The sequence below is a fragment of the Candidatus Binatia bacterium genome (assembly GCA_036493895.1).
Taxonomy (GTDB): domain Bacteria; phylum Desulfobacterota; class Binatia; order UBA1149; family CAITLU01; genus DATNBU01.
Genome location: DASXOZ010000050.1, coordinates 46,649 through 71,453, shown reverse-complemented (window position 1 = coordinate 71,453; position 24,805 = coordinate 46,649). Strand labels below are relative to the sequence as shown.

At 65.5% G+C, this 24,805-nt stretch carries 22 protein-coding genes; 10 read left to right on the top strand and 12 right to left on the bottom strand.

Going from position 1 to position 24,805, the window contains the following annotated elements:
- Positions 1-33: 33 nt before the first annotated feature.
- The 5 genes from VGK20_12710 to VGK20_12690 form a co-directional block, all read right to left on the bottom strand.
- Positions 34-1,599 carry a pyrrolo-quinoline quinone gene (locus VGK20_12710; protein ID HEY2774899.1) on the bottom strand — a complete coding sequence of 522 codons (1,566 nt, stop codon included), beginning with the start codon at positions 1,597-1,599 and terminating at the stop codon, positions 34-36.
- Positions 1,600-1,788: 189 nt separating this feature from the next.
- Complete coding sequence (locus VGK20_12705) at positions 1,789-2,421, bottom strand: hypothetical protein (GenBank protein ID HEY2774898.1); 633 nt, start codon at positions 2,419-2,421, stop codon at positions 1,789-1,791.
- A 13-nt stretch (positions 2,422-2,434) separates the two neighbouring features.
- Positions 2,435-3,547, bottom strand: a complete 1,113-nt coding sequence (locus tag VGK20_12700) for a DUF2855 family protein (protein ID HEY2774897.1) — start codon at positions 3,545-3,547, stop codon at positions 2,435-2,437.
- Positions 3,544-4,194, bottom strand: a complete 651-nt coding sequence (locus VGK20_12695; protein ID HEY2774896.1) for a TetR/AcrR family transcriptional regulator — start codon at positions 4,192-4,194, stop codon at positions 3,544-3,546. The genes VGK20_12700 and VGK20_12695 overlap by 4 nt, the downstream gene beginning before the upstream one ends.
- A gap of 6 nt (positions 4,195-4,200) precedes the next feature.
- Positions 4,201-4,827, bottom strand: a complete 627-nt coding sequence (locus VGK20_12690) for a hypothetical protein (protein HEY2774895.1) — start codon at positions 4,825-4,827, stop codon at positions 4,201-4,203.
- Positions 4,828-5,010: 183 nt separating this feature from the next.
- Between VGK20_12690 and VGK20_12685 the strand changes: the two genes are divergently transcribed.
- From VGK20_12685 to VGK20_12670, 4 genes are all read left to right on the top strand, one after another.
- The gene (locus VGK20_12685) at positions 5,011-6,573 is read left to right on the top strand and encodes a hypothetical protein (GenBank protein HEY2774894.1); all 1,563 of its coding nucleotides are present in this window, start codon (positions 5,011-5,013) and stop codon (positions 6,571-6,573) included.
- A gap of 173 nt (positions 6,574-6,746) precedes the next feature.
- Positions 6,747-7,193 (top strand): SRPBCC family protein, encoded by a 447-nt coding sequence (locus tag VGK20_12680; GenBank protein ID HEY2774893.1) that lies wholly within the window; start codon positions 6,747-6,749, stop codon positions 7,191-7,193.
- 37 nt (positions 7,194-7,230) lie between these two features.
- Positions 7,231-7,656, top strand: coding sequence for a DUF1801 domain-containing protein (locus VGK20_12675; protein HEY2774892.1), 426 nt, complete (start codon positions 7,231-7,233; stop codon positions 7,654-7,656).
- A 25-nt stretch (positions 7,657-7,681) separates the two neighbouring features.
- On the top strand, positions 7,682-8,407 hold the full coding sequence (locus VGK20_12670) for a hypothetical protein (protein ID HEY2774891.1): 726 nt from the start codon (positions 7,682-7,684) through the stop codon (positions 8,405-8,407).
- A 65-nt stretch (positions 8,408-8,472) separates the two neighbouring features.
- On the opposite strand, the gene VGK20_12665 is transcribed toward VGK20_12670, so the two are convergent.
- The 4 genes from VGK20_12665 to VGK20_12650 all read right to left on the bottom strand — a co-directional run bounded on the left by VGK20_12665 (position 8,473) and on the right by VGK20_12650 (position 12,067).
- Positions 8,473-9,693, bottom strand: coding sequence for a DUF1566 domain-containing protein (locus VGK20_12665; protein ID HEY2774890.1), 1,221 nt, complete (start codon positions 9,691-9,693; stop codon positions 8,473-8,475).
- 278 nt (positions 9,694-9,971) lie between these two features.
- The gene (locus tag VGK20_12660) at positions 9,972-10,391 is read right to left on the bottom strand and encodes a GFA family protein (protein HEY2774889.1); all 420 of its coding nucleotides are present in this window, start codon (positions 10,389-10,391) and stop codon (positions 9,972-9,974) included.
- 52 nt (positions 10,392-10,443) lie between these two features.
- Positions 10,444-11,496 carry a cytochrome-c peroxidase gene (locus VGK20_12655; protein HEY2774888.1) on the bottom strand — a complete coding sequence of 351 codons (1,053 nt, stop codon included), beginning with the start codon at positions 11,494-11,496 and terminating at the stop codon, positions 10,444-10,446.
- Between the two features lie 7 nt (positions 11,497-11,503).
- Entirely contained in the window at positions 11,504-12,067 is a 564-nt protein-coding gene (locus VGK20_12650) for a hypothetical protein (GenBank protein ID HEY2774887.1), read from the bottom strand.
- A 176-nt stretch (positions 12,068-12,243) separates the two neighbouring features.
- On the opposite strand from VGK20_12650, the gene VGK20_12645 reads away from it, so the two are divergent.
- From VGK20_12645 to VGK20_12620, 6 genes are all read left to right on the top strand, one after another.
- A complete protein-coding gene (locus tag VGK20_12645) occupies positions 12,244-12,786 on the top strand; it encodes a metal-dependent hydrolase (GenBank protein ID HEY2774886.1) in 543 nt (180 codons plus the stop codon).
- Between the two features lie 313 nt (positions 12,787-13,099).
- Complete coding sequence (locus VGK20_12640) at positions 13,100-15,691, top strand: DUF6351 family protein (protein HEY2774885.1); 2,592 nt, start codon at positions 13,100-13,102, stop codon at positions 15,689-15,691.
- 295 nt (positions 15,692-15,986) lie between these two features.
- Complete coding sequence (locus VGK20_12635; protein HEY2774884.1) at positions 15,987-18,443, top strand: ATP-binding protein; 2,457 nt, start codon at positions 15,987-15,989, stop codon at positions 18,441-18,443.
- A gap of 193 nt (positions 18,444-18,636) precedes the next feature.
- Positions 18,637-20,145 (top strand): ATPase domain-containing protein, encoded by a 1,509-nt coding sequence (locus VGK20_12630; protein HEY2774883.1) that lies wholly within the window; start codon positions 18,637-18,639, stop codon positions 20,143-20,145.
- Positions 20,142-21,725, top strand: coding sequence for an ATP-binding protein (locus tag VGK20_12625; GenBank protein HEY2774882.1), 1,584 nt, complete (start codon positions 20,142-20,144; stop codon positions 21,723-21,725). The genes VGK20_12630 and VGK20_12625 overlap by 4 nt, the downstream gene beginning before the upstream one ends.
- 136 nt (positions 21,726-21,861) lie before the next feature.
- Positions 21,862-23,004, top strand: a complete 1,143-nt coding sequence (locus VGK20_12620) for a S8 family serine peptidase (GenBank protein HEY2774881.1) — start codon at positions 21,862-21,864, stop codon at positions 23,002-23,004.
- 67 nt (positions 23,005-23,071) lie between these two features.
- On the opposite strand, the gene VGK20_12615 is transcribed toward VGK20_12620, so the two are convergent.
- From VGK20_12615 to VGK20_12605, 3 genes are read right to left on the bottom strand one after another with little or no spacing between them, the layout of a single operon-like run.
- Positions 23,072-23,608, bottom strand: coding sequence for a redoxin domain-containing protein (locus tag VGK20_12615; GenBank protein ID HEY2774880.1), 537 nt, complete (start codon positions 23,606-23,608; stop codon positions 23,072-23,074).
- Positions 23,609-23,618: 10 nt separating this feature from the next.
- Entirely contained in the window at positions 23,619-24,326 is a 708-nt protein-coding gene (locus VGK20_12610; protein HEY2774879.1) for a cytochrome c biogenesis CcdA family protein, read from the bottom strand.
- Positions 24,287-24,745, bottom strand: coding sequence for a DUF2147 domain-containing protein (locus tag VGK20_12605; GenBank protein ID HEY2774878.1), 459 nt, complete (start codon positions 24,743-24,745; stop codon positions 24,287-24,289). Before VGK20_12605 ends, VGK20_12610 begins: the two co-directional genes overlap by 40 nt.
- Between the last annotated feature and the right edge of the window lie 60 nt (positions 24,746-24,805).

The following is a 24,805-nucleotide window of genomic DNA, read 5'->3' as shown; positions in this document are numbered from 1 at the left end:
ACTAGCTGCGCAGTGGCGCGAGAGGCCTGACTGCTACGGCAGGCCGTACACCGAAAGACGCTTGCGCGCGCCGACGAAAACCTTGCCGTCGGCAATGGTCGGTACGGTGAATTTCACTGCTCCGCCAGGGCTCTGCTTGCTGCCGCCGAGATCGCTGCGGTACAGCTCCTGCGTAAGGTCGGTCGCGTCGTACGCGTGCAGGATGGCAGGTCGTCCCTGCATGAAACCGTCGGTCTGCAGCGCCCACAACACTGCTCCGCTGGTGCCGGAGGCCGAGATCGACGGCGTCGAGCCGGGAAAGCCGAATCCGTCGGGAGCACTCGACGACGGCGGAGTGACGAGCTGGCCGCCGGTCAAAGGGTAGGCCTTGAGCGAATCGCCGCTGCCGCCGTAATAGACGACATCGTTCCAGAAGGCGGGAAGGCTCCAGGTGCCGCCGATTTCCTCGAACAGCTCCTGCACCACCTGGTCGGACCCGTGGAAGTGCCCGAGGTCGTCGCGGTCGCCGAGGAAGATCGTTCCTTCTTTTCCGGAGGTGACCACGAGGTGAGCCGGTGCCATGGGCTGGTCAGGCAGAAGCACCGGGCCGCCGGAGCCGTAGTCGATGTCGGCGTCGTTCAGCACCTGCTGGTCGGACGCCGTGAACCAGTCGAGAACCGAGCCGTCGGGAGCGATCTTGACGAGGCTGTCGCCGTAGTCGCGCCCGCCCATGTCGGCGTCGAAGGTCCCGTTGCCGGTTTCGAAGTAGATGTTGCCGTCGTCGTCGGCCGCCAATCCGCCGCCGCTTTGCCAGATGCCGCCGAGGCCCCCGTCGGGAGTCGCATTGAAGACCATCGCCTGGTGGCCGTCGGTCTCGTCGTAGCCGATGACCCAGCCGTGGTAAGGGCCGACGTCACAGTGCGAGGCCCACGCGATGTACACGACGTTGCCGGCCAGCAGCAGGGCAGCGCGCTGGCCTTCGCGCAACGGATCGAAGTGCACCATCGGCGGCATGCCGCCGTCATTCCCGTCGCCGTCGCCGGCAACCGCCGCATCGATCGTGACGGGGAAATGGGGCCGCTCGGCGCCGTTGGTGATGTCGAGCGCGTGAAGTCGCTGCACCACTCCGAGGGCGCCCTTGCTCTTGGCGACCACGTAGATCGTGCCTGTCGCAGCATCGATCACCGGCGTGCTCGTGATGCCGATTTCCGGAACGAGGTCGGTGCATTCGACGTCGTGGGAGCGCACCGGGCGCTCCCGCTGCGAGGCGTCGGCAAGGTTCACCTGCCAGAGCGGATCTCCGACGGCGTTCGCGTCGAAGGCGTAGACGAGGTCGTGCTCGGTGGCGACGAAGACGACGTCATGGGTGCCGCCGGCGATGTTCGCAACCGCCGCGCGATAGAGCGGTTGGGCGTAGACGTATCCCTTGACCCGGTCGGAGAAGAGTTTGCCGAAGCCGCCCATGCGCACTGCGCTCGGCGTGAGCTGGGTTTCGGTCAGGTTCTGCCCGGTGCGCGCATTGTCGTTGTGCCAGGTCAGCACGTCGGTAGCGTGCGCGTCGGGTGCAACCGTCACGACCGTGAGCGTCGCGCAGAGCGCGACGCGACTCGACAGATTCATGGCAGGTCCTCCCCGGACGGACAGCTCGCAGCCCGTGATCGATCCCCCGCGGCTGCGGCTTCCAGATCGAGCCCGCGTGGGCCCTGGCGGAAAAGTTAGCTCTTATTTGATGCGGATTTCCAGCACCGGCATTGGAAAAATTCGCGAAAACCGGTGTGCCGGCCGACGGGAGGGGTTTTTCGGCCGCTGCTAGAGCCCGAGGCGAACCGGTCCCTGGAACGATTCGCCGCTCGCAAAGAAGGTGACGCGGGTCGGGCACGGCAGCTCGACCAGGAGGTTGCGGGCGAGCGTGACGAACCGCGACGACCATCCCTTGGGTGCCGTGCGTGGCGGCAGCGGCCGATCCCTGCGACGGCCAGCCATCCGCGCTTCGGCGACCAGCGGCACGTAGTCGAACCCGTCTCCGCAATCCATGATCTCGATCGCGCGGCCGGCGCGGTACAGCACGCGGTGGTGCTTGGAGACGGGCAGGATCACGAGGCCCGGCAGCATGGCTTCGGGTTCTCCCGGTGTCGCGACAAACGAGAAGCGCACGCCGTCGATGTCACGAACCTGCAGCGGGCCGTCGCTGTCTCGACCCGGCGATCTTCGAAAATACGCGAGGTCCGCCGTCGATCCACCGATGCCGGTCCTGATGAAGCCGTCCGGAAGTGCGAGCGCATCGTAGCGTTCGTACGAGATCGGCTGCTGGCAGAGCCACACGGAACGCGACTCGACGTCCATGATCTCGCCGTGCAATGCCGGATGGCCGGTGGTCCAGTTGTCACTCCAGGACGGATTGCCGAGGTCTTCGCCACCATCGCCGGATGATCGTTCCCCCATCGTCATCCCATGTTCACGGCGCGGCGGTCGTGCCGTCGAGCGCGAGAATGACGCCGGTGGTCGGGGGAGTGCGGCCGGCAACCATCTCGTCGAGCGCGGTGCGGCAGGCCTCGGGGCCGCGAACGTGCGCGATGCGCATCGTCGGCGCGATCGCAGCGACGATGCGCAGGCTCTCGACCATCGCGCGCCGCAGCAGCTCGCCGGGGCCCCATTCCTGTTCGCGCTTGATGATCTGTGTCGGCGCAAAGAAGAACTGGGGCACCGGGCCGGGAAGCTCGTGAGGGCGACGCGAGTCGTCCCAGTGCGTCGCTCCGACCTGGCAGCTCACGCCAAGACGATCCTGGAAATGCCCGTGTACTGCACTGAGCAGCGAAGCCGAACCGGACATGTCGACGAAAGCGGACGGCACCGAGGGATCGAGCGTCGCGACGTTGTCGTACGTGACTACTTCGTCACAGGTGCCGAGGCTGCGCACGAATGCTTCGTTCGGCTTGGAGGTAAGCCCGATCACGCGAACCGGGTGCCCCGGCACGCGCGACAGCAGGTCCGCAAGGCCGAATCCGGTCCTGGACGAAGCGCTGCCGATCAGCACCTGTTTTGCGCCGAACCAGCGGTTGTCCTCGAGCCAGTCGGTCAGGATGAATGCGGTCGAGAACAGCGGCACGTACAGGCAGCGCGCGTCGTCCCATTTCTTCATGTCCGCCGGCTCGGCGCTGGTGCGACGATACTGGTTGTATACGGGCGGCAGATCGCGGCGGTGGGGCGTGTCGTCGACGAAGGAATCCGCCCGCACCGACGCGGGACTCAGCACGGCGTGGGAGGCCATCGGGAGGAAACCCCAGATTCGCTCTCCGACGGCGATGGCGTCGCAGCGCGATTCGATGACGTCGGCGAAACCCCAGACCGGAATCACGCCCCACGGGTCCTGCGTCGGATAGAATCGCCAGTACCCGATCATGTCTCCGGTCAGGCCGTAACTGACGTTGTTCGCCGTCAGCGCGAAACGCTCCACGTGCACGAGCACCTGGCCGTTCTCGAGCGGCGGCAGGGCCCTGGTCGCAACGCTCGTCTCGCGCAGGTTGTCGCGGCGGACGCGGATTTCGGTCGTCATTGCGGAACCGGTCATGATGCGCCTCCGGGGATGGTTTTCGATTCGATCGCAGTGCCTGCGACACCGCGCGACAGGCCGGCGACGCTGCGCTCGACCACGGCGCGCGCCTGCGCCGGCGAAAGTGCCTGGTCGTGGCGAAGAATGCGCCAGGCCTGGAACGAAGTGGCCGCGCGCAGGGCTTCCTGCAGCGTCTCGTCCGCTGCCAGCTCCGCCGGCAGCACGCTTGCCAGCGAGTGCTTCTCGAGCTCGAGCTGCTGCTCATAGTCGTGCCTCAGGAAAGGCGACTGGAAGCGGCGAAGGTCGCCGGCGACCTTGTACGGCAGGATCGCCTCGTAGAGCTCGCAGCGCCGCGCGACCAGCTCGCCGAGCCGTGCCTGCCACGTCGTGCCGCGATAGGGCGCGAACAGCGCCGGCAGCACTTGCGCCGCAATGAGCGCCGCAATTTCCCGGTAGAGGGAATCCATGTCCTCGAAATGCCGGAACACGGTGCGAAGGCCCACGCCGGCGACTTCGGCCACGCGCGCCGCGCCGGGCAGCACGTCGCCTTCGCGCACCAGGCGTGACAGCGCTTCGACGATGCGGGCACGGCTCGAGCGCGAACGAAGATGCCGCCCGTCGGTTACATCGTCGCCCGCTGCTGCGCCTGGTTTCGCAGTGCTCATCGCTTCCTAGCTCTGCAACAGCGCGCAGATCTGCGCAAGCGCCGCGACCAGCGCGACCACGAGCGCGACCCACACGCGAGGGCCGGCAAACAGCGTCAGCATCGGACGGGTAGGGAACGAGAACGTCTGGGCAGTGCCGACGATCTTGAACGGATGCAGGCGGGAGAACCCGGGATCGACGACGAGCTCCATCATGTCGCGGCGGCTGCGGTAGCGCACCCAGCCCATCAGCGTCCAGCCCGGATCCGGCGCGACGTTCCACGCATCGACGTAGCCGCCGATCTTGCGCGCCGCGATCGCGGGGTGTCCACCATGGCGAAGGACAAGCGGCAGGAAGGACCGCATGTAGTGCCGCATCAGCTTCGGTGCGGGCTGCATCTGTCCGCTATCCGGATGAGCAGCCTCGCCTTCGGCGATCTTCACGACGTTGAGCATCATGAACTCGCGCCCGTCATCGTGTTCGAGAAACTCGCGAATGATGGCGAGGTCGTTGTGTGCGGCACCGGGCGTGGCGACGGTCAGCTCGAGGAAGCGGTCGATCTCTTCGGGACGCAGAGGGCCCCGCCAGTTCGTGTACCACGCAAGAAAGGCGCCGTAGGCGAGAGCGGCCATCAGCCAGACTGTCCAACTCATGGACAATAGTATTGGCAAAAGTATTGCCAAAACAACGGCGACCGTGATGCGGGACTTGGAGTTATCCGGGTGGGACTCATTCGAGAGCCACAGCCTGGCCCTTGACAAATCGGCACAGCTTGTGCCAAAAGATCGGCTCCGATTCAAAAACCTCGGCCATCCGGCCATTTGCGGAGATTCCCGATGACTTCGACTGTCCGCCGCCTTCTTCTTATCGTCGCCGTCCTGTTCGCTCCGCTCGTCCAGTCGCCGGCAACTGCGGCGGCCGAGAGCGCCGCGCAGCAAAAGTGCCTGGGAGCGGTCGACAAGGGCTTCGCCGGCGTTTCGAAGGCGGAAGGGAAGGCGGCTCTCGGCTGCATCAAGGCCGCGGCTTCGGGCGATCTCGCTCCGGCCACGGTTGCCGGATGCATCACCGCCGACGCGAAGCAGAAGATCGCCGGAGCCCAGGCCAAGGCGAAGTCCACGATCGCGAAGGCGTGCACGATACAACCGGACTTCGGAGTCACGGATCTGACCGGCGCGACGACCGCGGCCGCCGCCGGCGGCCAGCGCGCCGCTTTGCTTCAGAAGTTCTTCGGTCCCGCAATCGAGGATGCGCTTGCAACGAAGGCGGATGACGCGACAGCCGCCGCATGCCAGCGTGCGCTGGCTACTGCGATCGACCGATGCTGGACGGCTCACGTCGCCGCTTTTGCAGCGTGCGTGAGCGGCGGACTGGCCACCAGCATCAACGATGCCGCGGCGCTCGGGGCGTGTCGCGATTCCGATCCGGACGGCGCCGTCTCCGCCGCATGCGACACGAACGTGCAGGACGCGGTCGCGACCAGATGCCAGGGGGTGGATCTCGGGGCAAGGCTACCCGGCTGCCAGTGCCAGACGACTTCCGAGTGCATCCGTGCGCGCACGGCCAACTCGTTCAACGCGGCGCTCGGCGCAGCAGCGAATCTTCCCGAGGCTGCGCTCGTAAGGCCGTACGCGCGTCGTGTCCAGGAAAACGTCGGCGAAGCGTGGGTTTCGCCGGTTTACGGAGACTACGTTGCCTCCCGCATCGTCGGTCGTGAAGAAGATGCGCCGCTCGCTTGTCCGCTCGGGGCCGTCAACATCTATACGGTCCAGGACGCGATGGCGGACTCGCAGTACAACAGCGCGATTCTCCCGCTGCTGCTCAGCCAGGGCATCCGCATCCTGTTCGCGCCGGGCGTGCCGGGTGATGTCACCGGCTCGTCGCCTGCCGCTCTGGTGCAGGGAACCCAGGCGATGCCGCTTTACGGCAGCGCCGACGATTTCCTGCACCTTTCGACGCGGTCGGAAGTCTTTCCACTGGTCGACCTCAAGCACCGCCAGGTGGGCGACACCCTCCATTTCGGTTTCGAGCACTGCCTGTACAATTGCGACGCGATCTACGCGTTCCACGCCATCCCGCCGATCGAATTCGGCACCCGGCTGCTCGTGATCCACGTCTCCGCCGCACGTTCGACCCTGGAAGACGCCGTCGCACCGCTGGCGGCGGAAGCCGCAATGCGAACGGGCGTCGAGCTGCGCTGGGTTGGCCGCACGGTCGGGGATTTCCATCTCGAGTTGACCGATGGGTCCAACGTACAGGCGTTCCACGCGCTCGAAGCGGACGGGACAGTGATCTACGAGCTCGATCCATCCGTGAATCCGGCCACCGACGTGCTGACACTGCCGGCGCTGTCGGCGTTTCTCGCACAGACGACCAACGATGCGGTCGTGTTGCTGAACTAGTGTCCTGAGCCGAATCCGGCGCAGACGGTTCGCCTGCTCCGTCTCAGCGCGGGAATGGAGGCGTTCTTCCTCCCGTCCGATGTGTGGCGGGCGGGGCGGACTGAGGAAAGCGATGGTCGCGCGGCGATCCGGTCAGGCTTGTGCTGGAACAAGGACCGGCTAGGAGAACGGTCATGTCCACACACACGATCCGCCTCCACCGGGTTCTTCGCACCAGCCCCGACAAGGTGTACCGCGCGTTCCTCGACGCCGATGCCATGTGCAAATGGCTTCCGCCAAACGGATTTACTGCGAAGATGCACCATCAGGAACCGAAGGTCGGCGGCACTTTCCGGATGTCGTTCACGAACTTCACGACCGGAAACGGCCACTCTTTCGGCGGCAGCTATCTCGAGCTGGTGCCGGGCGAGCGCATCCGTTACTCCGACCGCTTCGACGACCCCAACCTGCCCGGTGAAATGATCATGACCGCGACGCTGAAACAGGTGTCCTGCGGCACCGAGCTCAGCATCACCCAGGAAGGAGTTCCGGCAGCGATTCCGGCGGAGGCGTGCTACCTCGGCTGGCAGGAGTCGCTCGACCAGCTCGCCAGGCTCGTCGAACCAGAAATTCCCGATTGAGCGATCGCAGCAGGCGGCGACTTCCGGTGAACCTGTGATGAAGCGTTCCGGCACGGACAAGGCCGCTACGGAGGGCGAATTCGCCCCCGAGCTCATCACGAAACGCATCGAAGAGCTGGGCGACTGGCGCGGCGAGGCGCTCGCGCGGATTCGCAAACTGATCAAGGAAGCGGACCACGAGATCGTCGAGGAGTGGAAGTGGCGGGGAACGCCCGTCTGGTCTCATGACGGCATCGTCTGTACGGGCGAGACCTACAAGAACGTCGTGAAGATGACGTTTGCCAAGGGCGCGTCGCTCAAAGACCAGTCGGGCCTCTTCAATTCCAGCCTCGAAGGCAACGTGAGACGCGCCATCGATTTCCACGAGGGCGAAAAGATCAACGCGACGGCGTTGAAGGCGCTGATCCGCGAGGCCGTGGCGCTCAACTTCGCGGGCAGCAAACCCGCCGGCAAAAATCGCTGATTCTTCCGCCGGCGACGTGAAGTCGATGCAGCCGAATTACCGCCAGCTCGATCCACGGCGCATCGTCGAAACCGTTTCGGGTCTCCAGAGTCGCATCGAAGAGCGGTTCCCGGGGTCGGGACTGGCCAGCGTCGTCGCCGACCTTCGCGGCGTCGCCGACGAGACGGTGGCGCGCATCGCCTGGATCCAGAAGCCGAACCTGCCTCTGCGCATCGGCGTTGGGCTGATGGCCGCGGCGATCGTTCTCGTGTCGGTCAGCTTCGTGCTCGGATATCGCCAGTCGGGCAACGCGGATTTCGCGCTGCTGATCCAGGAAGTGAGCGCCAGCCTGAGCTCGCTCGTCTACTTCGGTGCTGCGATCCTGTTCCTGACGACGTGGGAAACTCGCATCAAGCGGGCACGCGCGCTCAAGGCGATCCACGAGCTCCGCTCGCTGGCACACATCATCGACATGCACCAGCTCACCAAGGATCCCGAGCTGGCGTTTCGCGGAGACGCAGACGCGACGACGAAGAGGGCTCTCACTCCGTTCGCGCTCAGCCGCTACCTCGACTACTGCTCCGAGGCGCTCTCGCTGACGGGCAAGATCGCGGCGTTGTACCTGCAGGGATTCCAGGATCCCGTGGTTCTCGATGCCGTGGACGACGTCGAGAACCTGACGACCGGGTTGTCGGGAAAGATCTGGCAGAAGATCTCGGTGCTGGACCTGATGCAACGGTCGGGCAACGCGCTGCGCACGATGTCGGGATGATTCACGACCTCCAGCTCGCCGCTTCCCACCGGGGAACGAGAGTCTCTCACGCCGGCGGGTGAATCCTACAGTCCGCCTCGCACTGCCCGCACCCTGGCGTGCGCTAGCGGTTTGGAAAGGGGAAGCTGCGCGCCTGCGTAGACATCCAGCGTCCAGGCCTCGGTTCTCTTGTAAGGCAACGTCGTCGAGGACCAGAAGGCGCCCCCGGTGCCGGAGCAGCTGCATGTCTGCGTGCTGCAGCCCGGCTCGCAGTGGTTGTTGAACGCGGGATAGGCCGCGGGCCCAACCCTCGAAATCGTGCGCAACGTCATCAGTTCGCGGATATTGGGAAGGCGCCAGTCGTCGTGCCCGGCGAAGCGTTCGGCGTTCAGTTGCGCCATTTTCAGTGCGGAATCATCCCAGTAATAGGTGGCCGTGTTCCCGTCATGGATCGAGCCGTCACTGGAGAGCTTCTCCCACGTGAGGCCGGTCACGTCATCGGTGATCGTACCGTCTGCGTTGTCGGTAAAACTGCGGCGCAAGCCGGTTCTCGTCTCGGCGTCTTCTCCGGTTCCCGCGCACGGCACCTCCTGTCTCTCGAACGGCTCGAGGGAATAGCAGCGGGTTTGTCCCGTCCGCAGCGTACGAGACCTGGGGTGCGCGCCGACGATGGTGCGAACGGCACGAATGGGCTGACCCGAGTATTTCTCGATCGGATGGATCCATCCCAGCCGAAACCCGACGTCCCACGCGAAAAACGCAGATTCGGCGTAGATGGACGACGAATGGTAGAACGCGGGTCGCCACAGGCAGCTGCACGTAAGGATCGTGCATCCCGGGACGCAGTCGTGGTCGAACTCCGTCGGAGTAGCGTGGCCGCGACGGTCAAAATCCTGCAGCGTTTCGAGCTCGCGGACGTTCGGCACCCGCCAGTCGGTATATCCTGCGAAACGCGTGGCGTTGAGCTCCGGGATCTTCGTGGACTGCAGCTTGTACTGGTTGTCGAACTGATGGACGGAGCCGTCGGCCGAGAGCTTCTCCCACATCAGGCCGGTTGCGAGGTCGCTGATCGTGCCGTCGCCGTTGTCGACGAGCTGTCGCTTTGCGCCGGCCTGGAATTCTCCGTCCTGGCCGGAACCGGCGCAGTCGATCGCGAGTCCGAGGTCGTCGAAGCAATCCGTCTGGCCGGTAGCGAGCGGTTGCGAATGTCGTCCGGCGAGCGCCGGACCGGCCGCAAAAACTGCATGACCAAGGACGAGCGCGCAGACCGCGAAACGCCGACAATGGAGCCAGAGGGACGGTCTCATGCTGGAATTCCTTTTGCCGATGGCGCGATGACGACACGTCGCGCGCCCGGAGGCATGCGTCGCAGCGATAGCACGCCGTCCGCCTCCAGGCCAGAGTGATTCTCCGGCGCATCACGACCCAGGATTCGGGTTCGAAGCGAGTCGCGGGTGATCGGTCTGACATTGCCGGCCTCGCGGCGATTTTTGCGCCGTGCGTTAGCGCGGCGGGCGGTTGACGGATCGGCGGTCGCCGCCGTTTTTTCGTCCGTCGGGCTGACACCGAGGCGCCGCGGGCCAACTCAATCGGAATCGGCGGGAACGTTGCCGTCGAAGCGCGGCAACGCGTCGGTGATCTCGTTCCAGGAAGCCCTGTCCTTGACGAAAATGTGGGCTACCGGCCGACCGCCCGGATCCCCATCGAGCGTGCCGAGCGCGACTTCGATGGACTGGGGGTACTGGTCGTCGGACCAGAACAGCGAGGAGCCGCAAGTGCCGCAGAACTGGCGCGTGACGCTCTTCGACGAGCGATAAGTGCGAAGCGCGCCATCACCGCTCGTCAGCCGGAAACGCTCCCGCGAGAGACTGGCGTACGTCGCGAACGCCGCTCCGTGCGATTTGCGGCACATGCCGCAGTGGCAATGCGTGATGTGGCGAAGCTTCCCGTCGATCTCGTAGCGTACCGCCCCGCAAAGGCATCCGCCGCTCAGTGTGGATTGCACGTCCCGTTGCTCCGTGGTTCGCGCCGAATGCGCGATTTAGAGCCGACCGTTCCTACTTTGGATCCACCGGCACGACCGTCTTCGCCTCGACCGACGGCAGGCGCGGCATCGTCTGCTCCGGGAATTTCCCGGTCAGCGACTCGAGGAAAGAGACGATGTCGGCCACCTGCTGTTCGTCGAGGTCTTTGCCGAGCTGGATTTTCGCCATGACCCGCACGGCTTCGTCGAGCGTCGCGACCGAGCCGTTGTGAAAGTACGGCGCCGTCAGCGCGATGTTTCGCCACGACGGGACGCGCCACATGTTGTGGTCGGCAGGGTTCTTCGTGGCCTGCTCGCGCCCGATGTCGCTCGTCAGGTCGTACTTGGTCTCGTACTGGCTGCCGGGAATGAGGGGAACCTTCTGGTAGAAACCCTGTCCCGGCGGAAGCGGTGGGCCCGCAAAGTCGACGCCGGAGTGGCACGCGGTGCAGCCCGTCGCGAGTACCGTCTGCATGCCTCGCTTCTGCTGCTCGCTCAGCGCGCTTTCGTCGCCGCGGGCGTAGCGGTCGTAAGCGGAGTCGGGCGTGATCAGCGTGCGCTCGTACGCGGCGATCGCCCTGGCGAAATTGTCGATGGTCAGGCCATCCTTGCCGAACACCGACTCGAACTCGGAGAAGTAGGCAGGAATTGCAGCGATGCGGCCGGTCACGGCCGCGTGGTCTTTCATTCCCATCTCGACCGGATTGACGATCGGACCCTTGGCCTGCTCTTCGAGCGAGGGGGCCCGCCCGTCCCAGAACTGCACCGAAAGGAACGCGGCGTTGTAAACCGTCGGTGACGAACGCGCGCCGCGCTGCCCGCGCACTCCGCCCGACTGCGGGCGATCATCGACGCCGGCTTCCATGACGTTGTGGCACGAGTTGCACGAGACGGTGCCGTCGACGGAGACGCGGGGATCGAAAAAGAGCTTCTTGCCGAGCTCGACCTTGGCAGGGGTCGTCGGATTGTCGGCGGGTGCAGGCGCTTCTGTCGGCAGCGGCGGCCACGGTGCAGTGACGGCAAGCGCGGGTACCGGGACGGCCAGGACAAACGCAACGGGCAGCAGCCGCGAGAAGAGATTTCGCATGTCGGGGCTAGCCTCCGAACGTCCTGCGGAACAGGTCTTCGATTGCCCGCCGGCCGTCGTCGTTGAGAAACCGGGTGCCCGTGCCGGTAAACTGCGAATGCTCGATGACGGGGTCGGCAATTTCCTTCCACGCCTCGTCGTTCCAGCGCAGCCAGTGCGCCTTGTCCTGGTCGAAGACGAACAGCGGCTTGTTGCAGAGCTTGGCGAACTCGGCGCCCCAGCCGGTTCCGCCCTTGACGGTGCCGTCGTCCATGATCTTGCCGACGACATAGACTTCCTGGCCGCTGTTGACCTGGTGCCAGACGGTCTGCAGCACCTTCCGGAACAGCGGCGTGTCGTGGTAGCTGCGGTGCATGAGCTTGCTGACGTAGGAAAGGCTCACGTCGCCGCGCTTGAGCTCGGCATGCGTCAACACGTGGAGGCCGCGCGTGCGCGCATCGCTGTGTCCATGGAACGTGAAGTTGACCTCTTCGACGCCGTGACGTTCGGCGGCAGCGCCGAACTCGGCCTCGGTGCCCTGCGCGGCGCCGCTGTAGAGCGTGCATTCTTCCTTGGACAGGCGCGTGGTCATGGACGGCTCCTTGGCTCGGGAATGGTCGCGGAAGCTACGACCGGCAAACGGGAAACACCACCGAAGTCCTGTCGGCTGGACGCTGCGGGTTCCGAGCCGGAGACGAGGGGCAGCGACCGCTGTGACCGGCGGCGCGAAGGCCGCAGCCGATGTGATAGGAGAGACCGTCTTACGGCATGGCAAGCGTTTTTTCCCACGCAGTCGCTGCATGCGCCATCGGCCAGGCCGCACCGGACCACCAGCGCTCCGACTGGCGTTTCTGGTATCTGGCCGTGCTCTGCGCAGTCTTTCCCGACATTGACGTCGCCGGCTTCGCGTTCGGCGTGCGCTACGACTCCCTGTGGGGCCATCGCGGGATCACGCACTCGCTGCTGTTTGCAGGAGTGGCCGGCGCGCTCGCTGCTGCGCGACTGCGACCTCGTTGGAACAAGGACGGCCTGACGCTCGCTGCGATCCTGATCGTCGTCGCAGCTTCGCACGGTGTGCTCGACGCCTTCACCAATGGCGGCCTGGGCGTGGCGTTCTTCTCGCCGTTCGACCGGACTCGCTACTTCTTCCCCTGGACGCCGATCGAGGTCTCGCCGATCGGCGTCGCCTTCTTTTCATTGCGGGGACTCGAGGTCCTGAAGAACGAGATCGCGTGGATCTGGATGCCGTCGCTGGCTGCCGGATTTTTTCTGCGCCGGTTTTCGGGGCGATCCAATCCGGCATCGCGCTGAGGATCCCTCTTCTCGGCCATGAAGCTCGACTCGACTTCGCTCCAACAGGCGGCGCTCTGCCGGATCAGGTTTCGGCAGTCGGCATGGAGTAGCGGGCACCCGCGCTTCGCGGACGAGCGGTCGGGGGCACCCACCCGGGCGGGTCCAAAATCGTGCAGGGGTCTCGCTATAGAATGTAGGGAGCGCTACCACTACTTACTGGCCCGTAGGTAACTCTTCGGGTCTCCCGTTGGGTTGGGGGAGTTTGAACGCAAGGCCGGGCCGGCAGCGGACCTGTGACCGAACGCCTTGCGTGCACGCGAAGGAGAATGTCGTGCATCGACTCCACCGTCTTCCGTTCTTTCTCCATGGGCTCTATGGGCCCGATGGACCCGATGGGCACGCAGGGTTCGCTCTTCCTCGTCTCGCGCTGGCCGCGGCTGTGCTCGTCATGGCCGTCGGCGTCGTGCCGAGTCATGCGTGCGACCCCGCGAGCGAGCCCGGCCGCAGCGACATTGCCAATGCTCGGGCGGCAGTAGCCTCGGCGTGCGACTGCGCCGGCGCGTCGCGACGCGGCGACTATGTGCGATGCGCAGCCGCGCAGGCGAGCGCCGCACTTACCGACAAGAGCTGCCTTCCGTTCGTCGAGCGGTGCGAATCGCGCACCACTTGCGGCAGGCCCGACGCCGTTACCTGCTGCGTGAACACGAGCAGCGGGACCCGGTGCCGCACGATGAAAGATGCGTCCCGGTGCGAGGCGCTCGGCGGCGCCGTCAGCGCGTGCGCGAGCACCTGTGACGCCGTGCCCGGCAATGGCCCGAGCTGCGTCGCAAGCGAGATCCGCGTGCTGTCGAATCGCGCCGATCTCGTGAGCGCCGGTGACGCCCTGGTGGAGATCGTGGTTCCACCCGGCACGGATCCTTCGAACGTCACGGTGGACGTGGACGGACGGGACGTGACCGACCAGTTCCCGCGTCGCGACAACGGCCGCTACATGGGCCTGCTGAGCGGTCTCCAGCTCGGTGCGAACGTGGTTTCGGCGCACATCGGCAACGTGCGGCGCCAGCTGACGATCACTGATCATCCAAACGGCGGGCCGCTGCTCTCGGGTCCGCAGATCCTGCCGTGGATTTGCCAGTCCGGCGCCGTCGACGCGCAGTGCAACCAGCCGCCGGTCTACACGTACGTCTACAAGTCCACCAGCCCGGCGGCGACGGGTTTCCAGGCATACGACCCGAACAATCCTCCGACCGATGTAGCCCAGACGACGACGGACCAAGGCGTCACCGTTCCTTTCATCGTGCGTGTCGAGAACGGTTACCAGGATCGCGACCAGTACCAGATTTCCACGCTGTTCCAGCCCGGACAGCCGTGGACGCCGTGGGATCCGCAGCCGCAGTGGAACCACAAGGTTCTCGTCGTGCACGGCGCATCGTGCGGAGTGGACCACCAGACGGGAACGGCGCCCGATACGACGACCGGCGGCACCGTTGCCGATCCGGCTTCGACCGCGGAGTACGCGCTCGGCGAGGGTTTCGCGACGATGTCCACGGCGCTCGACAACAGCGGACACAATTGCAACGTCGCCGTGCAGGCCGAGTCGCTCATCATGGCGAAGGAACGCCTGATCGAAGAGCTCGGCGAGGTTCGCTACATGATCGGCTCGGGCTGCTCGGGCGGATCGCTTGCCGCGCAATGGATCGCCAACGCGTACCCGGGATTCTATGACGGAATCCTCCCGACCTGCTCATTCCCCGACGCGTGGGGCACGGCGACCCAGTTCCTCGACTACCACCTCACGCTCGCGTACTTCACCGATCCGACCAAATGGGGCACCGGCATCGCGTGGACGCCGAACCAGATGTCCGACGTGCAGGGACACATCACCATCGTCAACTCGGAAGTCAGCGACCAGGCGCAGTTCCACGTGGCGGTTCCCACCGATGCCTGCGCCGGAGTCAGCGCCGAAGAGCGTTACGATCCCCAGACCAACCCGGGCGGCGTACGCTGCGACATCCAGGACGCGGCGATCAACCTGTTCGGGCCGCGGCCCCCGTCCGACTGGTCGGCCAACGAGCAGGCGCTCGGTCACGGTTTTGCCGGGGTTCCGATCGACAACGTCGGCGTGCAGTACGGCCTCGGCGCGCTGCAACAGGGCACCATCACCGCCGCACAGTTTCTCGATCTCAACCAGAAGATCGGCGGCCTGGACGTCGACATCAATCCCACTGCGGCTCGCATTGCCGCGACCCGGCCGGCGCTCGCCAACGCGTATCGCACCGGCCTCGTCAATGAGACCAACAACCTCGACCGTACCCCCATCATTGATTGCCGCGGCCCCGATCCCGGAGCGTTCCATGATGCCTATCGTGCGTTCGCGATTCGCGCGCGCCTGGACCGCGAGCACGGAGGACACGGCAACCAGCTCATCTGGGAGGGCCCGGTGGCGCTGCTCGGCGATGCGGAGTGCACCAAGAACAGTTTCATCGCGATGGACCGCTGGCTCGCTGTCATCGAACAGGACGGCTCCTCCAAACCGATTGCGCAGAAGGTCCTGGACGACAAGCCTTCCGATCTCACGGACCGCTGCTACGACGGCGCGGGACAGAAACTGCTCGACGATCTCTGCGGCCAGGCAGTCGTCGCGACGTACGGCACGCCGCGAACCGTAGCCGGCGATGCGATCACGACCGACACCAACAAATGCCAGCTGCGGCCGCTCGACCGCGGCGACAACTACGGGCTCGTTGCACTGACCGACGCCCAGTGGGCGCAACTGCAGGCACTGTTTTCGGACGGTGTCTGCGACTTCACCAAGCCTGGCGTCGATCAGCAGGGAACGATCCCGTGGCAAACCTACCAGGATGGAAACGGCGGTGTGCTCTATGGGGGGATGCCGCTGGGCGATCCGCCGGTGTCGCAGTAGACGGGGCCCGGGGGCCTCGATGGAGCAAGCCCCCGCGCTCCGCGCTCGCAAAGAGGACGTCCCGCCGACGTCTCAGAGGAGGGCGAACGAATCGCATAGCTGCCCTTCAGGGCCACCCACCAAGGCGGCCATGAGTTGGAGACCAGGGTTGTGATCCGAGTTACAAAGATACCCGAGAGAGCGGTGCGCGGGGCTGTCAAAGCGACGCTGTTGCGGTAAAAGCCCGGGACTCTGCGGATTCGAAAACCGCTCGGGGATGATCCCGTCCAGCTTCTGCCCGCAGGACAGGTAGCACATGGCCAATCCGATCGTGCGAACGGAGGAAACCGACGCGCTGACGCATGGAGCGCTGCGGAGCGTGATCGAGCATTCGCCGTTCGGCATGGCCGTCGTCGATTCCTCCCTTCGCATCGTCCACATGGACGCGCGATCCAGGAACGGGATATTCCGCAATGTTCGACCGGTGATCGGATGCGAGCTGTTGGACGCGATGCGGATCCTGTTCCCGGAGCCGACGGCTCGCGAGCTCGTCTCGCATTTCCGTTGTACCCTGGAGACTGGTCAGCCGTATCATTCGCAACGCTCGACGTGGACTCGCGTCGATCTCGAGGACGTCGAATCCTACGAGTGGGAGATTCACCGCATCCTGCTTCCCGACGGCGACTTCGCAGTCGCGTGTTACTTCGTCGAAACGACGGAGTTGCGACAGAGGGCGGACGCGCTCACGAGGATCCACGAACTGTCCGAGTACTTCGTGCAGCTCGGGCCGTCGCTCGAGGAGTGCCTGGCAAGGATGCTCGAGACCGCGATGTGGGTGATGGGCGCCGAAAAGGGGGCCATTCACATTCTGGACGAGACGGCGAACGTGCTGCGGATCGGTGCCCACAAAGGGCTGCCGCCGCGCTTCGTGGAGTTCTTCGGTGAAGTCCGTGCCGGCGCCGATTCGGCCTGCACTGCCGCGCTGAGGACGGGCTCTCGGGTCGTCGTCGAGAACGTTCTGGACAGCCCGGTTTTTGCCGACCCGTGGACTCTGGAGGTCGTGCTGGCCGCCGGTATCCGGGCTGTGCAATCGACGCCTCTCAAGAGCGCAGCCGGGCACGTGCTCGGCACGATCTCGACCCACTTTTCGCAGCCTCATCGTCCACACGACGCGGATTTTGTGCTTCTCGAGCTGCTGGCGCGACAGGCCGCCGAATACGTCGAACGCAAGCGCAGCGAGCAGTCGCTGCGGGCGGCCGACGAACAGCTGCGCCAGATTTCCGAGACGATGTCGGCACTGGTGACTCGTTGCAGCCGGGATCTCCACTACGTCTGGGTCAGCAAACCCTACGCAGAGTGGCTGGAGCTGGAGGTGGACGAAATCGTCGGCCGTCCGATCGTCGACATCCTCGGCCGCGACGCCTTTGAGCAGCTCCGTCCTCATTTCGAGCGCGTGCTCGAAGGCGAGGTCGTTCACTACGAGCAGCTGCTCGACGTCAAGAATATCGGGTTGCGATGGATCACGGCAACGTACCGGCCGACGTTCGATCGCTCGGGACGTTGCGACGGCTGGGTTGCGGCCGTGGTCGACATCGACGATCGCAAGAGGATGGAGCAGTCCATCGAATTTGCCCGCGCTGCAGCCGAGGACGCCAACCGCACAAAGGATGAATTTCTTGCGACGGTCTCCCACGAGCTGCGCTCGCCGCTGCAGGGAATTCTGAACTGGCTGACGCTCCTGCGGGAGGGTCGGCTCGACGAAACGCAACGGACGCGCGCCCTGGATTCGGTCGAGAGAAATGTCCGCGTGCAGTTGCAGCTCGTGCGCGACATGCTGGATGTCTCGCGGATCGCCGCCGGCAAGGTGGAGCTCGATCGAAAGCCGGTCGATCTCGGCGGCATCGTCGGCAATGCGTCCGACGAATGCCTGCCGCGCGCGGCCGCGCAGGGCATCGATCTGTCGGTGCTCGACGGCGGCTGCGGTCTCGTGCTCGGCGACACCGGTCGGCTGCATCAGGTTTTCGCCAACCTGCTCGACAACGCGATGAAATTCACGCCATCGGGCGGACGCGTAACACTGGAGTGCCGGCGTGAGGGCGACCAGTCGGTTGTCGCCGTGTCGGATACCGGCGATGGCATCGACCCGTCGTTCCTGCCGCGGCTCTTCGAGCATTTCACGCAAGCGGACACCTCGTCGACGCGCCGGTATGGCGGACTTGGTCTCGGCCTGGCGATCGTCAAGCAACTGGTCGAGCTTCACGGCGGCACGGTCCGCGCGAGAAGCGACGGTATCGGCCGAGGCGCGACTTTCGAGGTTCGCATTCCGGAGTTGGCGCTCTCTTCGACGCGCGGGCAGCCGGCACCGGCGCCGAACCGCAGCGTTCGTCGACTCGACGGCGTGCAGGTCCTGCTCGTGGACGACGACGTGGATTCCCTCGACGCGATGTCGATGGTACTGCGCGTCAGTGGTGCGTCGGTCCGGTCTGCTTCGTCCGCGGCCGACGCGTGGAGGGCGTTCGTGGAGCAGGAACCGGACGTGCTGGTTTCGGACCTCAGCATGCCCGAGGAGGACGGCTATTCGCTGCTGCGTCGCATCCAGAAGACCCGCACGCGCGACTCGTTCTCGGCTGTCGCGCTGACCGGTTTTACGCGGGACGAGGACAGGGAGCGCGCGCTGGCGGCTGGATTTGCGACGCATGTGCCGAAGCCTGTCGATCCCGACACTCTCGTGAACATTCTGGGTGGGCTGCTGCCGCAACGAGTGGGCCACTGATTGCGGACGCCATTGCTCACCGTGGTGGCACGTTGCCGGGGTACCGAGCAGGGCCCACGCGCATGCTCACTTCTGCAGGTGCGCACCCCCTGAAGGCAGGCGGGAATCTTTCGGGCCTTTCGGTTTCGTGGAATAGTTTCGGTCCCTTTCGTGCGAGCCCCGCTGCGTGGTCACCTTCAAAAAGGCAGAGATCATGAATGCCCAAGATTCCGCCAGCGCTTCGAGCTTCGTCACGTCCGGCGTCCAGGGGCTGGACGAAGTGCTCGGCGGCGGGCTCACGCAAGATCGGCTCTATCTTGTCGAAGGCGTTCCCGGGTCCGGAAAGACGACGATCGCAATGCAGTTCCTGCTCGAAGGCGCCCGCCGGGGCGAGCCGGTCCTCTACATCACCTTGTCCGAATCGGCCGCGGAGCTGCAGGGCGTCGCGGAGTCGCACGGATGGTCGCTCGACGGCGTCACGATCCGCGAGATCATCCCGTCGGAGGACAGCCTGAAGCCCGACGCGCAGTACACGATGTTCCATCCATCCGAGATCGAGCTCGGGGAGACGATCCGAACGATTCTGGAGGACGTGGACAGAGAAAAACCGGTGCGCGCTGTCTTCGATTCCCTGTCTGAGCTGCGGCTTCTCGCCGGCAATCCGCTGCGATACCGGCGGCAGATCCTCGCCCTCAAGCAATTCTTCGCCGGTCGGCGATGCACCGTGATCCTTCTGGACGACATGACGAGCACCGACCATGATCTCCAGGTGCAGAGCATCGCGCACGGCGTAGTGCTTCTCGAACAGATGAATCCCGACTACGGCGCCGACCGCCGCCGCATGCGCGTCGTCAAGTATCGCGGCGTGCCGTTTCGCAGCGGTTATCACGACTACGTGATCCGCCGCGGCGGTGTCGAGGTGTTCGCGCGCCTGGTTGCGCGCGAGCATTCTGCGCCCAAGGCCCCCGAGCTGCTGTCGAGCGGGCTGGCCGAGCTCGACCATCTGCTCGGAGGAGGCATCGAGCGGGGAACGAGCATGCTCATCGCCGGTGCACCAGGCACCGGAAAATCCACGATCGCCACGCGTCTCGTCTGGATGGCCGCGGAGCGAGGCCAGAAAGCAGCGCTATTCTCTTTCGACGAAAGCCTGCTCACGCTTCGGATGCGCGCGACCGGGCTCGGCATGCCCCTGGAAGACCACGTCAAATCCGGGCGCCTGACACTGCAGAAAGTCGATCCTGCCGAGCTCGCGCCGGGAGCGTTCATCCAGGCGGTGCGGGAAGCGGTAGAGAAGCGATCGGCCGCGGTGATCGTGATCGACAGCTTGAACGGCTACCTCAACGCGATGCCCGGCGAGAGGTTCCTCGTCATCCAGCTCCATGAGTTGCTGGCGTATCTCGGCCACGCGGGCGTCGCGACGGTCATGATCAGTGCGCACCAGGGTCTGATCGGTGGTCATATGCAGTCGCCGGTCGATGCGAGCTACCTGGCCGATACCGTCGTGCTCATGCGCTATTTCGAGGCGCGAGGGGCCGTGCGACAGGCGATTTCCGTGGTCAAGAAGCGCGGCAGTGCGCACGAACGGACGATCCGTGAATTCCGGATGGACGACGGCGGCATCCACATCGGGCCGCCGCTCAGAAAGTTCCGGGGGATCCTCACCGGCACCCCGGAGTTCGACGGATCCGGGGAAGACGAGGGGACGGAAGAGGCCCGTCCATGAGGGAAGGGCACAACGAGCTGCGCATGCTCGCGCTTGCCCCGACCGAAAAGGATGCGGCGCTGACTGCCCGTATCCTCGGCGACGCCGGGATCGAGGCGAATTGCTTTCTCGCAATCCGCGAGTTGTGCGCCGAGCTGGATGACGGTGCCGGCGCTCTGCTGCTTCCGGAAGAAGTGCTCGCGGGAGAAGAGCAGTACCGGCTTGCCCAGTGGATGGCGCGCCAGCCGCCATGGTCGGATCTTCCGGTTCTCGTGCTCGCACGCCACGGCGCCGACTCCGAGGCGATCGCGCGGGCCATGGGGCTGCTCGGCAACGTGACGGTGCTCGAGCGACCGACGCGAGTCGCGGCGCTCGTCAGTGCTGCCAGGAGCGCGCTTCGCGCCCGACGACGCCAATACGAAATCCGGCGCCATCTTGCCGAGCGCGAGCGCAACGAGGAGGCACTGCGGACCAACGATCGTCGCAAGGACGAATTCCTGGCGATCCTCGCGCACGAGCTGCGCAACCCCCTCGCGCCGATCCGCAACTCGCTCTTCATCCTGCACAATCTCGAAGAAGGCGGCTCGTCACCGGAGATTGCCAAGCTGGCGGCGATGATGGAGCGCCAGGTCAACCACATGGTGCGCCTGGTGGACGACCTGCTGGAGATTTCGCGGATCACTCGCGACAAGATCGATCTGCGCAAGGAGCGCGTCGAGCTCGAGGAGGTGGTGCGCGCCGCGCTCGAGGCGAGTCGGCCGCAGATCGATACCGCGGGACATCGGGTCGAAATGGATTTGCCCGTGGAAGGGATCTTCCTCGATGCCGATCCGGTTCGGCTCGCACAGGTGCTGGCCAACCTGCTCAACAACGCGGCGAAGTACACGGACTCCGGCGGACAAATCTGGCTCCGCGTGCGACGCGCCGGCCCTGTGGTCGAGATCGCGGTGCGCGACAACGGCACCGGCATCGCGCGCGAGATGTTGCCGCGTGTATTCGATCTGTTCACGCAGGTCGCGCAGAGTCCCACTCGTGCGCAAGGCGGCCTCGGAATCGGATTGACGCTGGTCAAGCGCCTGGTCGAGATGCACGGGGGATCGGTCGACGCGAGCAGCGAGGGAATCGGCAGGGGCAGCGAGTTCACCGTTCGCCTTCCGGTCGCTGCCGCGGGTGCCGCGGCGGGCTGCGATGATGTCGATGCCGTCTCGATCCACGATCTCGCAGGCCGGCGCGTGATGGTCGTCGATGACAACGTCGATGCGGCCGACAGCCTCGGCGCTCTTCTCGACTGCCTCGGTGTCGAAACGCGCGTCGTTTACGACGGCGCGGCAGCAATCGAGGCACTGTCGGATTTCCAGCCCGCGGTCGTGCTGCTCGATATCGGAATGCCGGGAATGGACGGCCACGAAGTGGCGCGCCGCATCCGCCAGCAGCCGCTTGCCGTCACGCTCATCGCGATGACGGGGTGGGGCCAGGACGAAGACCGCCGCCGCTCGCGCGAAGCCGGATTCGACTACCACCTGGTCAAACCGGCGGACGTGCACGCGCTCGGCACGCTGCTGCGGTCGATCGAAGAACGATCGCATGCCGGCATGCACTGACGGCGACTGCCTCTGCGAGGACCTGGAGAATCGCGGGCTTCGTCGCTCGACAGCCCCCTTCTGGGGCGACTTTCAGTTGCGACGCTGCCAAGTACTCGGCTAGATTTCCCCAATCTCGGAATTAGGAGGGGTTCGGATGAGGGGAGCGAAACTCACCGCACTACTGGTGTGCAGCTGGATACTCGCAACGGCCTCGGCTGCCTCGGCGGGCCGGGCAATCGTTACATTACCTCCCGGGACCGACGTCCAGGCGGCCGCGAACCAGGCCACCGCCAGCGGCGCGGTCATCACTCACATCTTTCACGAAGGCTATTCGGGAAAGCTCCCCGGAGCGCTGATCAAGCAGCTTCGCGGCGGGCCCGGAGTGACCGTCGAGCATGATCGCAAGGTTCAGCTCGCCCAGATCGTGTGTGTGACACAGTCGGCGGTCCCGAGCTGGGGACTGGACCGCCTCAGCGAGCGGGCAATCACGCTGGACGGCGAGTATCAGTACGAGTTCACGGGTGCGGCCGTCAACGTTTACGTGATCGACACCGGCATCGATACGACGAACTCCGATCTCGGCGGGCGGGCATCCTGGGGCGCCGACGAGATCGACGGCACCGATCAGGACTGCAACGGACACGGCACGGCCGTAGCGGGCACGATCGGCGGGACGACGTACGGAGTCGCCAAGCAGGTGTCGCTCATCGCGGTGCGCGCGCTCAACTGCAAAGGCATCGGCTTCGCTTCGGACGTGGTGGCCGGCCTCGAATGGGCAACCGACAACTACCTGGCCAGCCCCAAGCCGTCGGTGATCGTTCTCTCCCTCGCCGGCAAGTTGAACAACGCCCTGAATGCCGCCGTCGACGCGGCGACCGCAGCGGGAATCACTACTGTTGCTGCGGCCGGCAATCGCCATGCCGACGCATGCAAGTACTCTCCGGCCTCGGCCACGAGCGTCATGACCGCCGCGGCCACCGACAACACGGACGTCGTGGACCTGAAGGACCACATCGCTCCGTTCTCCAACGGTGGCACCTGTGTCTCGTTCTTCGCGCCCGGCGTGGGCATCGATACCGATGGGCTCCTGGGGAGCATCGTGAGTGTCAGCGGCACTTCGATCTCGGCCGCCTTTCTCGGCGGAGTGGCCGCACAGGTCCTGGACGAGCATCACACGTGGACACCCGCCCAGGTGAAGGCCCATCTCGTCGATAAATCGACGAAGGGCGTGGTCGTCGGGCCCACCAAGGCCCCGGACTCACCGAACCAGGTGCTCTACAGTGCCTGTGACGTCTAGCGGGCCTCGGAAAGACCCCGGCCCGGGGGGAGGGGTGTTTCCGCGGCTCGTCCGCCGATCGTAAGCGTCACCGACCGAGCTCTCGCCGTATCGCTGCGTCGATTTCTTCGTAGCCGCCTTCTCCCATGTGCCGCAGCACGATGTGCCCGCGCCGGTCGACGAGGTAGACCGCCGGCCAGTAGTGATTGCCCCAGGCCTTCCAGGTCGCCCAGTCGTTGTCCTGCGCCACCGCATGACGAATGCCGTAGCGTGCGATTGCAGACTCGAGGTCGGCGCGGTCCTTCTCGAAGTCCGACTCCGGCGTGTGCACGCCGATCACCACGAGACCATCCGCGGAGTAGCGCTCGTGCCAGTCGCGAACGTGGGGCAGTGATCGCACGCAGTTTGCGCAGGACCAGGTCCAGAAATCGACGAGCACGACCTTGCCGCGCAACGACGCCATCGTCAGCGGTGCCGAGTTGATCCACGCGCCGATGCCTGCGAATTCCGGGGCCGGGCCATAGTCGCCGGCCTCGGTGGCTGCCGACGGGATTCCGAGGCCGCCGGCGAGGACTGCAACGAGCAGTGCCACCGTAGCGGCAAACGAGAAGGTGGAGGGTTTCATCGAATCCCCGTCAGCCGCGATTTGCGATCCAGAGCGTCAACAACGCGTCGTAGCGATAGCGCATCGCAATCGCGGCCAGGATCACGACGCCACCGAACGCCTGCTGCACGCGGTGCGCCCACGGCAGGAAGCCGCGTATTCGACGGCTCGCGAGCTGGCCGCTGCGGGCGATCGCGAGCATCACCAGGCCCTCGCCGAGTGCGAAGCAGAGGATGAGCAGCGCCGCATGAAAGGAGATGCCGCTGGTCGCGACCTGCGTCAGCGCCGCTCCGAGCACCGGTCCAGCGCAAGGCGTCCACGCCACGGCGAGCGTGGCGCCCAGGACGAACGCGCCGAGCGTACCGTCGCCACGCACACGCGCTGCGCGCCCGGCCAGGCGGCCCAAAGGCGCGGAAAGCAGCTCAAAGGGCGCGGGCCAGATCATCAGGAACCCGAATACGAAAAGTCCGGCAATGGCCGCGCTGCGCAGCGTAGTGGCCGAAAGACCGAGCGTCGTGGCGACGGTTCCGAGCGCGAGAGCGACGACCGAAAACGACACGACGAACCCGCCGGCGATCGCGAGCGGCCGCAGCGGATTGGAACGCCCGACCGAGGCGCCGAGGATCACCGGCAGCATCGGCAGCACGCAAGGCGACAGCAACGTGAGCGAGCCGCAGCAGAATGCGAGCGCCGCTTCGATCACGATACGCGAGTCCAGATCTGCGTTTTGCCGATCCACGGAATGCCCACGTAGCCGCGTACCCGCAGCCTGTTGGCGTCCTCGACAGAAACGATGCAACGATAAGTCTTGCCGTTCTCGCGGTTGTAGATCTGGCCGCGCCACTGGTTGTCGCCGCTGGCGACGAGGTCGTAGACGAGCTTCGTGCCGAGCGGCGAGCGCGAGTCGGCGGCGGCCATCTCCTTGCCGGAATCGCTCATCGAGTGATTGGCGAGCACTCGCGTGACCGTCCCGCACAGCGCGTCGCCGCAGGGAGCGATCTCGACTTCAAGGTTGCCGCTCTCGGTGATCCAGCGCCCGAGCTCGGCGCCGGCAGTGGCGGTGGGAACACCGGGTTGCGCGGCGACAGCGATCGCCGTCGCCGTCGCCGCGGCGACGAGAAGAAGCACCGGGAGCCACTTTCGTGCGGGACTGCTCATGGATGATCGCTCCTTGCCGCCGTCCTTGACGACCCGAATCGGGCTGTCGGCGTGCGGACG